This is a genomic window from Pandoraea nosoerga (assembly GCF_902459585.1).
GTDB lineage: Bacteria > Pseudomonadota > Gammaproteobacteria > Burkholderiales > Burkholderiaceae > Pandoraea > Pandoraea nosoerga.
The window spans coordinates 25963-40410 of the sequence record NZ_CABPSC010000007.1; the positions used below are offsets into that span (position 1 = coordinate 25963).

Here is a 14448-nt window from a genome sequence, read left to right on the forward strand (position 1 = left end):
CTTAAAGTGAATCCTGAGAAGTTTCGCTAAACCCCGGATTTGAGTCGCCTTTCCGGTGGGCTCGAAATGCTTGTGGATAACTATGTTGAGAACTGTGGGGACTATCGTCCGTCAGCCTCGCCGCACGGCCTTCGCGCCGTATGGCGCTGCCGTGCAGGCAGAATCAAAATTGCTTTTTGATCAATAGCTTATGAACAAGCCCCAAAGTATCCCCAACGCATTCCCCGGTTGCGGCGGCGCAGCGAGAATTTGTGCATAAGTCTTTGGGACAACGCACCAAATTGGAGGACTTCCTCGACTGTTTTTTCCTTGACATTCCATCGCTGGAACGGCGGTCGGGCTTGCGCGGCAGAAATGCGTTGCGAACCCGCACCGTTACTTGCGTGCATCGCGTCTTACGGCCTCTGGCGCACCTTCCGGCTATAGGAATGCACTTCGTCGACCAGTGCCGCGACGTGTTCGGGGTCGGTGAACTGCGAAATGCCGTGGCCGAGGTTGAACACATGTCCTGGTGCATTGCCGTAGGCGTCGAGCAGGCGACGGACCTCGCCGCGAATGGCATCGGGCGACGCGAACAGGGCGGTCGGATCGAAATTGCCTTGCAGTGCACAACGGTCTCCCACGCGGCGGCGCGCGCCCGCCAGATCGACCGTCCAGTCCAGGCCAATGGCGTCGGGGCCGGTGTCGGCGATCGCTTCGAGCCACTGTCCGCCGCCCTTGGTAAAGACGATGTGCGGAACGCGCGCGCCGTTCCATTCGCGATGCACGCCCGCCAGCGCCTGTCGCATATAGGCGAGCGAGAACTGCTGATAACGCCCGTCGGCGAGCGCGCCGCCCCAGGTGTCGAACACCATGACGGCCTGCGCGCCGGCTTCGATCTGCGCGTTGAGATAGTCGCCGACGGCGCGCGCATTGGTCTCGAGGATGTGCGTCATGAGGTCGGGACGCTCGTACATCATCGTCTTGACGGTGCGAAAGTCGGACGAGCCCCCGCCTTCGACCATGTAGCACGCGAGTGTCCACGGACTGCCGGAGAAGCCGATGAGCGGCACGCGGCCGTTCAGCGCGCGGCGAATCTCGCTCACGGCGTCGAACACGTAGCGCAGGCTGTCGAGATCCGGCGAGCGCAGGCGGCGCACGTCGTCTTCGGTGCGAAGCGGATGCGCGAAGCGCGGGCCTTCACCGGCTTCGAACGACAGGCCGAGGCCCATGGCGTCGGGAATGGTAAGGATGTCCGAGAACAGGATGGCGGCGTCCAGCGCGAAGCGCTCGAGCGGCTGCAGCGTGACTTCGGTCGCGTAGGCGGGGTTCTTGGCCAGCGCCAGGAAGCTGCCGGCCCTGGCGCGTGTGGCGTTGTACTCGGGCAGGTACCGGCCTGCCTGGCGCATCAGCCAGATCGGCGTGTACTCGGTCGGCTGGCGCAGCAGTGCGCGCAGGAAAGTATCGTTTTGCAGGGCTTGGGACACGTCGAAGCGGTGGTGGAATGGTGTTGGGCAAGCGGCCATTTTACTCGGGTATCCGGGGGCCAGCCCTCGGCCGGCCGTTATGTCGCGGATTCATGTTCCGCGGTTTATGCCGCGGACTGATAAAGACTCGTTGGCGCGAGCGCGCGCTGTCATTACCATGAGGGGCTCGCTTCACCGCTTCACGGCCCCCGCATCCCGGCTGGGCGCGCGAGATTGGCGGGCCGCCCCGAACGGTCCGCCAGACAGGCAACTGCGTCACAACGACAACAATCAGGAGATACGTATGAAAGTCATGATGGCGGCCGCTTGCGCGGCTCACGCGGCGCTCGTGGCGGGCGTGGCATTCGCCGCGACCGCGGCTCAGGCACAACCGGCCGCACCGCTCGCACCGCCCGCCCCGGCCACCGTACATTCGCGCCTCGACGATGTTCAGAAGGCCGGGACGCTGCGCGCCTGCGCGACGGGCGACTACAAGCCGTATTCGTATCGCCGTCCCGACGGGCAATTCGAAGGCATCGACGTCGATCTGGTCGCTTCGCTCGCCAAGTCGCTCGGGGTGAAGCCGGTGATCGTCCCGACCACGTGGAAGGGGCTGATGGACGACTTTACCGCCGGCAAGTGCGACATCGCCGTGGGCGGCATCTCCGTCACGCTCGATCGGGCCGCCCGCGCTTATTACAGCAGCGTCGTCATGGTCGACGGCAAGTCGCCGATCGTGCGCTGCGCCGACGTGGCGAAGTACCAGACGCTCGCCGATCTGAACAAGCCGAGCACGCGCGCGATCGCGAATCCCGGCGGCACCAACGAACGCTTCGCGCGTCAGTACCTGCCCAATGCAACGCTCACGATCTACCCGGACAACGTGACAATCTTCAGGCAGATCGCCGATGGCAAGGCCGACGTCATGGTCACGGACGCCTCGGAGACGCTGCTCCAGCACAAGCTCAACCCCTCGCTCTGCCCGGTGAACCCGGACAAGCCGCTCCAGTTCGGCGAGAAGGCCTACCTGCTGCCGCGCGGCGACGACATCTTCAAGCACTATGTCGACCAGTGGCTCAACCTCGCGCAAAAGACCGGCGAGTATCAGGCGGTGGTCGACAAGTGGCTTAAATAAGGGACATGTCGGTTCGCGCCGGTCAGCAGGTGAGGCGATTCACCCGCTGACCGAAGGCTCCAGGCCGGGCTGGAGCCTTCCAAGCGTCAGCCGAGCCAATCGCGCAGGCGTTGCGCCGCGTCGTGCATCACCAGCCTCGCCTGCGGCACGAACGGCTGCAATCTCGCGAAGCTGTGCGTCAGTCCCGACGCTTCTATTACCTCGGCGCGCCCCCCCGACTGCGCGACGAACTGCGCATACGCCAGCGCCTCGTCGTGCAGCGGATCGTATTGCGCCGCGATGACCAGCGTATTGGGCAACGGGTGCCGTGGCGCCTGCGCCGTCAGGTTCACCCGCACGTCGTCCGCCGCCGGCTCCACGTCGCTCAGATAGTGCTTCCAGTACCAGCGCATTTCGTCGCGCGTGAGACCCGTGCCGCTGGCCAGGCGCTCGTAGCTCGGCGTGTCGAACCGGTATTGCACGACGGGGTAGATCAACAACTGGGCGCCCACCATGCCCGGATGCCTGTCGTTGAACCATGCCGCCGCCTGCGCCGCCAGATGGCCGCCAGCGCTGTCGCCGGCCACCGCGAGGCGGTCCAGGCTCAGTCCCAGACGCGCCCGCTGCTCGGCCGCCCACGCCAGCGCCTCGCGTGCATCGTCGGCTGCCGCGGGGAACGGGTGCTCCGGGGCGAGCCGGTAATCGACGCTCAACACCGCCACGTCGCCATCCTGCGCAAGAAAGGCGGTGAGGGTGCCGTGCGTGTCGACATCTCCCACGACCCACCCGCCGCCATGGAAGTACACGACGAGCGGCACCTGTCGGCCGACCGGGCGGTACAGCCGGGCGCGCAGATGGCGTCCCGGCAGCGGAATCTCGAACGTCTCGCTGCGCAGGCCCGCCGGCAACGGACGCAAGGCTTCGGTGGCAACGGTCGCGAACCTGGCGCGCACCGCCTGCGGGCTCGGCGGGGCAGCGTCGGCGGGCTCGGGATACTTGCGAGCCATCTGGTCGTAGTAGGCGAGAAGGTCAGCGTCGATGGTCATGTCGGCAGTGCTCGGTGCTCAGCGCTTGGTGGTTAGAGAATTCGTCGTTATTTCCGGAAACGGGAGTGCTTCGGTTCTGCGAGCGATCGATGCGCGGCGGCGCGCGGCGCATTCCCCCCGAGGGCGGCGCAGGCCGCTCACGCCGGGGCTTCACCGTGGGTTCGCATGCTGCCGGGCGTGGCCGCCCTGCATCAGCCAGCGCTGATGCTCGATCTTGACGCAGCGGTCCATCACGACATCGAGCCCGGCGGCCAGCGCGAGTGCGGCCGCCTCGTCGTTTTCGATGCCGAGTTGCATCCACAAACTGTTCGCGCCGATGGCCACAGCCTCCTGGGCGATCGGCGGAATGCCGCCGCTGCGCCGGAAGCAATCGACCATCTGGATCTTTACCCCCTCGGCCCGCAGCGCATCGGCCGCTTCGGTGAGGCTCGCGTACACGGTCTCGCCGAGAATCGTCGCGTCGGAATCCGCCGCCTGCGGATTGACCGGCACGATCCGGTAGCCATGCTGCTGCATGTAGCGCGACGTGGTGAAACTCGGCCGGTCCGGCCGCGGCGACAGGCCGACGACCGCGATCACGCGGTCGCGCGCCAGAATCTGTCCCAGACGTTCGATGGTGTCCATGCGAATTCGGCCCTGCCAGGCCGTGGCTGTAGGGAGAAAAAGCGTGCGCTTCTTGCGCGGCGTTCGTCGTCTGCCGGTCATCTCCGAGCAATTCCCGGGATTTCCGGGATTTCCGGGCGGCTGGACACTTTGTTGCCACGCACAAAGAATGACGTTAGCACATTGACGAAGTTCGCGTGAAATGGCCGCCGTAGGGGGCTGTTGACGCAGCGGGGGGCGCGCTCGGGTGAGCGGCCGATGCCTGTTTCCGCAAGTTATTCAGGAATGCGAACAAAATTGCGCGGACCGGCGTGCGTGCCAGGTCCTTGTCCGGCAAGGCGTTGGGGACGGCGTGAGCAAAGGTGAAACGCCCGAGGTGTTACAACCTGAAACACTTTGTTACCCCTCACGCCATACGTTTCCACCACAATGCATCTCAACGCTGATGTGCTTATCCCCCGGTAACGCAGCAGCGCGACTGTATCGGCAAAAGGCGTCCCCCGGCGCGGTTTGCAAGGTGGTTCGATGCAGTGCTCCGAATCTGGTCTCCTCGCGCTAACCCCGTAGCGTGTGGTTTTGGCGGGCCCGTGTGTCCCGCCATTTTTTTGCCTGCGGCCTCCTACATCTTTCCTAACCCTTTCTCCGACAAGTGCGAAAAATCGTTCGCTGTCCGAGAAATTCGGAAATGAATTCACTCCTGCGTAATTTGAGAAGCGCATCGGAAGCGCACGAGGGGCGCATGAGAGGTGCGCGCGCAATGAAATCGAGCCGGCGCCGCCTTGCGCCTGCACAATACCGGCTCCGAGTCGGCATTGCGTGCGCCGGGGTGCCGCCGCGGCGTGGCTATCGCGTGGCCCGGAGCCACGGTTTGAGCCAGCCGAGTCCGGCGCGCGTCTCGCCCTGCGGGCGATACTCGCACCCCACCCAACCGCTGTAGCCGAGTTCGTCGAGCAAACGGAAGATGAACGGATAGTTCACCTCGCCCGTGTCAGGCTCGTGACGCGCCGGTACGCCCGCCGCCTGTACATGCGCGATGTCGGCGATGTGTTGGCGCAGCTTCATGGCGAGATCGCCCTCGGCGATCTGACAGTGGTACGCATCGAACTGCACCTTGAGATTGCTCGCGCCCACTTCCTGGCGAATGGCGTGCGCCTGGTCCTGGCGCGTGAGGAAATAGCGCGGAAAATCGCGCACGTTGATCGGCTCGATCAGGAGGGTGACGCCGTGCGCGGCCGCCTGCTCGCTCGCATAGGCGAGGTTTTCCAGATACACCGCGCGGCATTGCGCCGGCGATTGCGAGGCGTCGGGGCACCCGGCCATCACGTGCAACTGGCGGCAGCCGAGCGCGTCGGCGTAGTCGAGGGCGAGCTCGACGCCGTCGCGAAACTGCGCTTCGCGGCCCGGTAGTGCAGCGAGTCCCCGCTCGCCGCTCGCCCAGTCGCCCGCCGGTGTGTTGAACAGCACCTGCGTGAGCCCGGCATCGTCCAGGCGTGCCCGAATGTCGCGCGCGCAATGCTCGTAGGGAAACAGGCATTCCACGCCGCGGAAGCCATCGCTGGCCGCTTCGCGGAAACGTTCCAGAAACGGGACTTCCTGATACAGCAGGGTCAGGTTCGCGGCAAATCGCGGCATGAGAAATCTCCGAAGCCCAGGGCGGCCCGACGCGCGCGGGGCCATGCCCGTCACAATATCATTGCCCGTCGATCTGAGGCGCCGCCACGCTGCGCAGTTGGAAGCGACCGTCGTTGTTGAAGAGCCAGGTCTCGACGGCGCGCACTCGTCCGCTGCTGTCCACGAGCGCCCGGCTTGGCGCGGGCAGCGGACTGGCCCGCCGCAGGCTCGCCACGGCTATGCGTTCCGCTTCGTGATCGCCGTTGCTGCGGTAGAGCGCCACGCTCGTCACGTTGCCGTTGCGGTCCACCCAGTACTCGAGCGAGACGACCGAGCGCAGCATCGGTTGGGGATTGCCCGGCGTAATCTCGCGCGCATTGACTTCGGTGACGCGCTGCGCGGCCGCAACCTTGTATTGATCGAGCGCGGAGAGCGGCGCCGGGCCGGGTGTCAGATTCAGGACGAGCGGCTTCTTGGGCTCGAAGTCCGGATTGGCACAGCCCGCCCAGAGGAACGTTTGCGCCGCGAGCGCCCACCACGCGAATGCACGCGCTACCCACCGCCTTTGAGAAAGTTGCGTATTCATGCGCTGTCTCCCGCAACGTCCGCGACACTTTGCTTCTTTTCACGTCCCCGCCGCACGCGCCTTGCGCGGCGCGCCCGATGCGCATACGTACTATGCGTGCTGTACGTGTGCGCGCCGGGCCGTCGTTTCCTGCCGGGCGGTTTGACTACTGCGCGCGAGTGCCGAACGACCAGTTCGGCATGAGCGTGTTGGACGGCAGGTTCTCGTCCTGCAACTTGCGCGCCGTCTCGATGCCGGCCACCGGCAGCCCGGTCGGATCGAGCAGGCCGATCTGCACGAGCACGCTCGCCTGATCCCAGTAGATGTGTTCGTGCTCGAGCTTGTCGCCACGGAAACGAACGATGGCGACCAGCGGGATCTCCACGCGGCGTCCGGTGGGCGCCACGCCCGGCAGCATCCAGTCGACGGGCGTCGTATGGGTGAAGCAGAACAGCAGTTCGTCGACGAGCTGCGTCGCCCCGATGGTGCGCGAGATCGGAATCAGGCGCGTATCCGGCGGATTGCTGTCGACGAAGTGGTTCCGGTAGAAATGCGCCAGTTGCTGATGGCCGACACCGCCCGTCATCGTGGGAATGTGGTTGACGTAGGGCTCGGCCACCATGGTCTTCATCAGCGGATCGATCTCGCGGGTGGCGAATTCGTAGGCGCAGTGCGTCTCCCAAAGCGACGCGAAGTCGTAGTGTGGGCCGAGCACGCGGCGCAACGCGCCCACGGTGCGCTGATGCGCGAGTTGCGTTGCCGCCCGGTTGAAGTGGTCGCCGGGACGCGCGAACGCATGGTCGGCCTCCGGATAGTGGTACAGCGTGACGTTGGCGTGTTCGCCCAGGCGCTCGGCCAGCGTCGCGCGCACTTCCGGCGGCGCGTACTTGTCGAGTTCGGCGATGTGCAGCACAAGCGGCGGGTGCTCGCCGGCGAGTTCGTCGATATGCTGCTCCAGGCCCACGCCGTAGTAGCCGACGGCCACGTCCGCGCTCGTGCGCGTGACGGACAGCGCGGCGAGCTTGCCGCCGAGGCAGTACCCCACCACGCCCACCCCGCCGACGCATTCGGGCAGCGCGCGCAGCGCGTCCACGGTGGCGCCGACGTCTTCCATGCCGAGATCCACGTCGAAGCTCTGGAACAACGCGAAGGCCCGCTGCCAGTCGCCGGGCGAGTAGCCGAGCTCGATGCCCGGCTCGATGCGCCAGAACAGATCCGGCGCAAGCACGACATAGCCTTCCTCGGCATAGCGGTCGGCGAGTTCTCGGATGTAAGCGTTCACACCGAAGATCTCCTGGCATAGCACCAGACCGGGGCCCTTGTGGGCGCCGCCTTCAGGGACTGCCAGGTAGGCCTGAAAGGTCTTGCCGTCTCGCGACTTGATGCTGATGAAGCGTCCTGCCATGTCACTGCCTCCTCAAAAAAAGCCACCGTGCGACGCAGACGCTCCTTGCCTATCTTAGGCGTCGCCCGCGCGATGCGCAGCGCGGTTAACACCGAGATAGACCGAGATGGACCGAGATGGACCGAGACGGACCGAGATGGACCGGGACGGCACGAAGCTGCCGGGCGAGCGCCGCGGCGGCGCCTGCGTCGGGCGATGCATGAAGTGAACGGGGTGAAGCCGACAAAGAAGCGGGTCGTGCCGTCACGGACGCGCCGTGAGTAGCGACATCCGACGATACCATGCATACTCGGAGCGCACGTTCGCGGCGTGACCGACGACGTCACGCCGGACGCACTTTTCGACGCATTGGAGTCACCATGATCACCGTGTATCACAACCCGCGCTGCTCGAAGTCGCGCGAGGCGCTGGCCCTCGTGGAAGGGTCGCCCTCCGTTGCCGGCGGCGATCTGCAAATCATCGAATATCTGAAAACGCCGCCCACGCTCGCCGAACTCAAACGCCTGTACAAGCTGCTCGGCGTGCCCGTGCGGGACATGATTCGCAGCAACGAAACCGAGTACACCGAGCTGGGGCTCAACGATGCCTCGCTTACCGACAGCGAACTGCTCGCGGCGATCGCCAGGCATCCGAAGCTGTTGCAGCGCCCGATCGTCGTCAACGGCGACAAGGCGGTGATTGCGCGTCCGCCGGCGTTGGCAAACGAGGTGCTGTAGCCGACCGCGGCGGCCGGCGCCGGTCCTGCGGCCTGGACAGCGGGTCGCCCGGTCGCCCCGCCGCCCCGGTCGGCGCGTGTGGGCGCGTGTGGGCTGCGTGTGGGCTGCGTGTGGGCCGCGTCAGCCGTGCGCCGCGCTGTCCTTGCCGGGGCCGGTCTCCGGCGATTCGGCGTCGGTGGCTTCGGCCTGCGCCGCCGCCCCGGACACGGGCGCGTCGGCGTTCGCGGTGAGGTCCACGCCTTGCCAGCCCGGCAGGGCGGCGAGTGTCCTTTGCTGCTCACGCAGCTCGGCCAGCATGTTGCAGAAGAGGGCGCCTTGCTCGAGCGCGTCGTCGAGCGCCACGTGGGTGTGAGGCAGCGGGTCCAGCCAGGCTTGCGGCAGCCGCGGCTTGATGCACTTGCGATACGGCATGCCGGTCATCGCAAACGCCAGCGTCTTGATGTCGAGTGCTGACCACGAGAACGGGCATCGGCCAACGAAACGCATCATGTACCAGAACATGAACGTGAAGTCGAAGCCGGCCGGGTAGGCGACGAACACCGGCTTGCCCGGCAGCTTCTCCACCCACTTCACATACGCCTTGAGCGCCGTGGCCGGATCTTCCGGATCGACGCGGCAGGCGGCCCACGCGTGCGGCTCGGTTTTCCACCATTTCATCGTGAGCGGATGCCCCTTGGCGTCGGGCAGCAGCTCGAGGTTGGCGCTGAACGTGCCGATCAACTCCTTGTCGGCCGTGTACGCTGCCGACGCGAAACTCAGCATGGAATGCGGACCCGGGATCGGACCGTCGGCTTCGACGTCGGTACTGACGAAAACTTCCTCGTCGACGGGAATGATCCGCGACGGCGTGCGCGACATCGCTTCGCTCATACGGCGCTCCGGGCAAGCACCGCGTCGGCGACGTAAGGATTGGTCTGGCGTTCCTGGCCGAACGTGGACACGGGCCCATGCCCCGGGATGAACGTGACGTCCTCGCCCAGCGGCCAAAGCTTGTCGCGGATGGACGCGATCAGGTCGGCATGATTGCCGCGCGGAAAGTCCGTGCGGCCGATGGAGCCGGCGAACAGCACGTCGCCCACGCTGGCGAGCCGTTCGTCGGCCGAGAAGAAAACGACGTGGCCGGGCGTGTGGCCGGGGCAATGCAGCACGTCGAGGGTGATGTCGCCGAACTTGACGGTGTCGCCGTCGCCGAGCCAGCGATCGGGCGTGAATGGCTGCGGTTCGGGGAAGCCGAAGCGCGCGCTCTGCGTCTGGAGCTGGTCGATCCAGAAGGCGTCGTCCGGGTGCGGACCTTCGATCGGCACACCGTACTTCTCGGCCAGCGCGCCCGCGCCGCCGCAGTGATCGAGGTGGCCGTGCGTGAGGAAGATCTTTTCGAGCGTCACCCCCTGGCGCTCGATTTCGCCCACGATCCGGTCGATGTCGCCGCCGGGGTCGACCACGGCGGCGCGTTGCGTTGCATCGCAGACGAGCAGGGTGCAGTTTTGCTGGAAAGGTGTGACGGGTATCAGGGTGACGTTCATGAGGTATTGGGGACGCGGTTTTCGTCTATTGTAATTCGGGCCGCCGCCGCACCGCCCGGCGTGCCGACGCCCCGGTCGCCACCCGGGGGCGCGCCCTGGTCCGAGAGCGGCAGGAGAGCGGCAGGAGAGCGGCACGAGAGCGGCCCGCAAACGGTGCGCCGAGGCGCCCGGAGACCCGTTGCGAAAGGCGCTGCCATGCGCGAGCGGCGCGGCGGCGCCCGTCACGTTTGTAGCGCCTGTAACGCCCGGCAGTGATGTTCGGCAGTAACGCTTGGTAACAAGACTTACGAAGTAAGTGAACGCTCGCTGATAGGTTGACTTCGGTGGCATGTTAAACTCCGGCCCTATGCGAACACGCGACATGCTCACACGGTTCGCGGTCGGCTGCGCCCTCGCCCTGACGTTGACAGCCTGCACAACGCCGCTCGAACCCCCCAGCCAGTCGGCTGCCGCCCCTTCGGCGACAGGCGCAGGCACGCGTGCGCGCGAAGCCAACGCACCGGTCGGCTCGAGCTTCGACCTGCACTGGCCGGGACGGGTGTACCACAACGGGGGGCTCAATCCCGGCGACCCCGACGCCCCGGAGCGCGACGGCGAAGCCCGTCTGCGGGCGGACGCGGGCACGTTCTTCCAGACCGGCACCGCCTCGTGGTACGGCAAGAAGTTCCACGGGCGCCGCACCGCTACCGGCGAGACGTTCGACATGAACGAACTGACTGCCGCACATCCCACACTGCCGCTCGCGAGCTTCGTGCTGGTGCGCAACGTCGCCAACAACAAGGCGGTCGTGGTGAAGATCAACGATCGCGGACCCTATACGCGCAAGCGCATCATCGATCTGTCCTACGGCGCGGCCAAAAAGCTGGACTTCGTCAACGCCGGTCATGCCAAGGTCGAGATCCGGCGCCTGTCGCGCAGCGAAATCGCGGCGCTCGGCCTCGAGGACGGCGGCAACAGGAACAGTAGCGGCAACGGCGCTGCGCGCGCATCGTCGTCGCCCACCGAGGCGTCGGCGCCCTCAGCCGATGCGATTGCGCCGCGACCGACGCCGGAAGCGTCTTAAAAATCGGGACGCGCACGACCGGTTTATTGTGCAATTCACGCACATTGCGGGAAAAATCACCTCAATTATTTCGCTTTCCGCGCCAACCTTGCGGCGGAGTGCGTCGCATGAATGTGCGCACTTCAAATCGCCCGCGACCAAATCCACTATTTTTTTTCCGATCCTCGCATCAATCTGCCAGCCTTTGGCCGCAATGCGACGCATGACGGGCTTTCCAGGAGGTTGCGTTGGCAACCGTTGTTCGCCGCAGACGATGTGGGTAGACTGTGCCCCACGCGCAGATGCACGCTTTGTGTGCATCCGATTGAGGCCTGCCGAGACCCGGGCCCGGCGCACCTTTCAAAAAAACGCATTCCTGGAGGAGTTTTAATGTCGACGATGGGTAAATACGCCAAGCGCACCCTGCTGTGCGCGGTGGCCGCTACGTTGTTGGGGACGACCGGCGCGGCATTCGCGCAGGACACGAAGTCGGTGTCGGTGCTGGCGATCGTGGAGCACCCGGCGCTCGATGCCATCCGCGACGGCGCGCGCGACGAACTCAAGGCAGAAGGCTATGAGGTTGGCAAGAACCTCAAGTGGGAATACCAGAGCGCGCAGGGCAACGTCGGCACCGCGGCGCAGATTGCTCGCAAGTTCGTGGGTGACAAGCCCGACGCGATCATCGGCATTGCCACGCCGACCGCGCAGGCCGTGGCCGCCGCGACCAAGAGTGTGCCGTTGGTGTACTCCGGCGTGACCGATCCGGTGGCCGCACAACTCGTGAAGAGCTGGGAGCCGTCGGGCACCAACGTGACGGGCGTGTCGGACAAGCTGCCGCTGGACAAGCAGGTTGCGCTCATCAAGCGCGTCGTGCCGAACGCCAAGCGCGTGGGCATGGTGTACAACCCGGGCGAAGCGAACTCGGTCGTGGTCGTCAACGAGCTCAAGAAGCTGTTGCCGGCCGCCGGCATGACGCTGGTCGAAGCCGCGGCGCCTCGCACCGTCGACATCAGTTCGGCGGCGAGCAGCCTGGTCGGCAAGGTCGACGTGATCTACACGAACACGGACAACAACGTCGTGTCGGCCTACGAGTCGCTGGTGAAGGTCGCCAACGACCGCAAGATCCCGCTCGTCGCCTCGGACACCGACAGCGTGAAGCGTGGCGCCATCGCGGCACTGGGCATCAACTACTACGACCTTGGCCGCCAGACGGGCAAGGTCGTGGGTCGCATCCTCAAGGGCGAGAAGCCGGGTTCGATCGCGTCGCAGACCAGCTCGAATCTGGAACTGTTCGTGAACACTGCGGCGGCCGCGCGCCAGGGCGCCACGCTGTCCGACGACCTGGTGAAGGAAGCCAAGACGGTCATCAAACAGTAAAGCGTGCGTGACACCGGTGCGGCGGGCCGCCTGCCCGCGGCGCCGGCGAGCGACAGGGCGGCGCCCGGACACGATCTGTCCCCGCCGCTCTTTTCCTATCGAATGGGCGGGACGGCTCCCCCCGAACGCGGTCGCAAAACGACCGGCTATGACCCGATTGGCCGACGTCGGCCGTGCGAGCGCTGATGCCGTGACCCGGCAAGGGCCGTCTTGCGCAGTGGAATTACGAAAATGTCCCTTTTTTCTATGATGGGCGCGCTGGAGATCGGTCTGATCTTCAGTCTCGTGGCGCTCGGGGTGCTGATTTCCTTTCGCATCCTCAATTTTCCTGATCTGACCGTTGACGGCAGCTTCGCGCTTGGCGGCGCGGTGGCCGCCACGCTGATCGCCGGCGGCACCAATCCGTTCGCGGCGACGTTGGCCGCCATGGCGGCCGGCGCGGTGGCCGGCTTCATCACGGGCTGGCTCAATGTGCGTCTGAAGATCATGGACCTGCTCGCCAGTATCCTGATGATGATCGCGCTCTACTCGGTGAATCTGCGCGTGATGGGCGCGCCGAACGTGCCGCTGATCACGTCGCCGACCGTCTTCACGATGCTGCTGCCCGAGAACGGCCCGAGCTGGCTGCCCGACTACGTGCTGCGTCCGGCCATGCTGCTGGTGGTGGTCGTGGTCGTGAAGCTGGGCCTCGATTACTTCTTCTCGTCGCAGCAGGGGCTTGCGATGCGCTCGACGGGCGCCAACCCCCGCATGGCGCGGGCGCAGGGCGTGAACACCGGTCGCGAGATTCTCGCGGGCATGGCGCTGTCGAACGCGCTCGTGGCGCTGGCGGGCGCGCTGTTCGCGCAGTCGCAGGGCGGCGCGGACATCTCGATGGGGATCGGGACCATCGTGATCGGTCTGGCGGCGGTGATCATCGGCGAGACCATCCTGCCGGCACGCCGGCTTATCCTCACCACGCTCGCCGTGGTGATCGGCGCCGTGCTGTATCGTTTCTTCATCGCGCTGGCGCTCAACAGCGACTTCATCGGACTGAAGGCGCAGGATCTCAACCTGGTGACGGCCTTGCTCGTGGCGGTGGCGCTGGTGCTGCCGGCAACGCGCCGCAAGCTGTTCGCACGCAAGAACGGAGGCGCCTGATCATGTTGAGCGCAAAAGACCTCAAGATCACTTTCAATCCGGGCACGCCGATCGAAAACCGCGCGTTGCGCGGCATGTCGCTCGATATTCCGACGGGCCAGTTCGTGACGGTGATCGGCTCCAATGGCGCCGGCAAGTCGACGTTCCTCAATGCCATCAGCGGCGACCTGACGGTCGACTCGGGCACCATCTCGATCGACGGCAACGACGTCACGAAAAAGACGGCATGGCAGCGCGCGAGCCAGGTGGCGCGTGTGTTCCAGGACCCGATGGCCGGCACATGCGAGGCGCTGACCATCGAAGAGAACATGGCGCTGGCCGTCAAGCGCGGCGAAGGCCGCGGCTTCCGGTTTGCGTTGAACAGGGAACTGCGCGAGCGCTTTCGCGAGAAGCTGAGCCTGCTCAACCTGGGGCTGGAAAACCGTCTTTCGGACCGCATCGGTTTGCTCTCGGGCGGCCAACGTCAGGCCGTGAGTTTGCTGATGGCCTCATTGCAACCATCGCGAATCCTCTTGCTAGACGAACACACGGCGGCGCTCGATCCGAAGACGGCGGCGTTCGTGCTGGAGCTGACGGCGCGCATCGTCGAGCAGAGCAAGCTGACGGCCATGATGGTCACGCACAGCATGCGCCAGGCGCTCGACTACGGCGATCGCACGGTGATGCTGCACCAGGGCAAGGTCGTGCTCGACGTCTCGGGCGACGCGCGCAAGGGCCTCGACGTGCCCGACCTGCTCCAGATGTTCGAGCGCACGCGCGGCGAACAGCTCGACGACGACGCACTGCTGCTGAGCTGAGCGCGCGTTGCCGCCACGGAAAAAAGCCCGCTTCGGCGGGCTTTTCCTTGCGTGCCACGGGGAC

At 65.7% G+C, this 14448-nt stretch carries 14 protein-coding genes; 6 read left to right on the forward strand and 8 right to left on the reverse strand.

Annotated elements, in window-relative coordinates:
- Positions 1 to 395: 395 nt before the first annotated feature.
- Complete coding sequence (gene hemE / locus PNO31109_RS10445; RefSeq protein WP_280525223.1) at positions 396 to 1466, reverse strand: uroporphyrinogen decarboxylase; 1071 nt, start codon at positions 1464 to 1466, stop codon at positions 396 to 398.
- Positions 1467 to 1761: 295 nt separating this feature from the next.
- Between hemE and PNO31109_RS10450 the strand changes: the two genes are divergently transcribed.
- Entirely contained in the window at positions 1762 to 2580 is an 819-nt protein-coding gene (locus tag PNO31109_RS10450) for a transporter substrate-binding domain-containing protein (protein WP_241013789.1), read from the forward strand.
- 86 nt (positions 2581 to 2666) lie between these two features.
- On the opposite strand, the gene PNO31109_RS10455 is transcribed toward PNO31109_RS10450, so the two are convergent.
- From PNO31109_RS10455 to PNO31109_RS10475, 5 genes are all read right to left on the reverse strand, one after another.
- Entirely contained in the window at positions 2667 to 3605 is a 939-nt protein-coding gene (locus tag PNO31109_RS10455) for an alpha/beta hydrolase (RefSeq protein WP_150555550.1), read from the reverse strand.
- A 150-nt stretch (positions 3606 to 3755) separates the two neighbouring features.
- Complete coding sequence (locus tag PNO31109_RS10460) at positions 3756 to 4229, reverse strand: CoA-binding protein (RefSeq protein WP_150555551.1); 474 nt, start codon at positions 4227 to 4229, stop codon at positions 3756 to 3758.
- An 822-nt stretch (positions 4230 to 5051) separates the two neighbouring features.
- Positions 5052 to 5840: a 2-oxo-tetronate isomerase gene (otnI, locus tag PNO31109_RS10465; RefSeq protein WP_150555552.1), complete on the reverse strand. Its 789-nt coding sequence runs from the start codon at positions 5838 to 5840 to the stop codon at positions 5052 to 5054.
- 58 nt (positions 5841 to 5898) lie between these two features.
- Positions 5899 to 6405, reverse strand: coding sequence for an energy transducer TonB family protein (locus PNO31109_RS10470; RefSeq protein ID WP_150555553.1), 507 nt, complete (start codon positions 6403 to 6405; stop codon positions 5899 to 5901).
- A gap of 145 nt (positions 6406 to 6550) precedes the next feature.
- On the reverse strand, positions 6551 to 7789 hold the full coding sequence (locus tag PNO31109_RS10475; protein WP_150555554.1) for a dienelactone hydrolase family protein: 1239 nt from the start codon (positions 7787 to 7789) through the stop codon (positions 6551 to 6553).
- Positions 7790 to 8148: 359 nt separating this feature from the next.
- Here PNO31109_RS10475 and arsC point away from each other — a divergent pair, with 359 nt between their 5' ends.
- Positions 8149 to 8505, forward strand: a complete 357-nt coding sequence (gene arsC / locus PNO31109_RS10480) for an arsenate reductase (glutaredoxin) (RefSeq protein ID WP_150555555.1) — start codon at positions 8149 to 8151, stop codon at positions 8503 to 8505.
- Positions 8506 to 8625: 120 nt separating this feature from the next.
- Here the strand turns inward: arsC and PNO31109_RS10485 are convergent, their stop codons facing one another.
- A complete protein-coding gene (locus PNO31109_RS10485; protein WP_150555556.1) occupies positions 8626 to 9375 on the reverse strand; it encodes a 3'-5' exonuclease family protein in 750 nt (249 codons plus the stop codon).
- Complete coding sequence (locus PNO31109_RS10490) at positions 9372 to 10028, reverse strand: MBL fold metallo-hydrolase (RefSeq protein ID WP_150555557.1); 657 nt, start codon at positions 10026 to 10028, stop codon at positions 9372 to 9374. Before PNO31109_RS10490 ends, PNO31109_RS10485 begins: the two co-directional genes overlap by 4 nt.
- Before the next feature lie 361 nt (positions 10029 to 10389).
- Between PNO31109_RS10490 and PNO31109_RS10495 the strand changes: the two genes are divergently transcribed.
- The 4 genes from PNO31109_RS10495 to PNO31109_RS10510 all read left to right on the forward strand — a co-directional run bounded on the left by PNO31109_RS10495 (position 10390) and on the right by PNO31109_RS10510 (position 14384).
- Positions 10390 to 11091, forward strand: a complete 702-nt coding sequence (locus PNO31109_RS10495; protein WP_150555558.1) for a septal ring lytic transglycosylase RlpA family protein — start codon at positions 10390 to 10392, stop codon at positions 11089 to 11091.
- A gap of 369 nt (positions 11092 to 11460) precedes the next feature.
- Complete coding sequence (locus PNO31109_RS10500) at positions 11461 to 12447, forward strand: ABC transporter substrate-binding protein (protein ID WP_150555559.1); 987 nt, start codon at positions 11461 to 11463, stop codon at positions 12445 to 12447.
- Positions 12448 to 12678: 231 nt separating this feature from the next.
- A complete protein-coding gene (locus PNO31109_RS10505; protein WP_150555560.1) occupies positions 12679 to 13587 on the forward strand; it encodes an ABC transporter permease in 909 nt (302 codons plus the stop codon).
- 2 nt (positions 13588 to 13589) lie between these two features.
- Positions 13590 to 14384: an ABC transporter ATP-binding protein gene (locus PNO31109_RS10510; protein ID WP_150555561.1), complete on the forward strand. Its 795-nt coding sequence runs from the start codon at positions 13590 to 13592 to the stop codon at positions 14382 to 14384.
- Positions 14385 to 14448 lie beyond the last annotated feature (64 nt).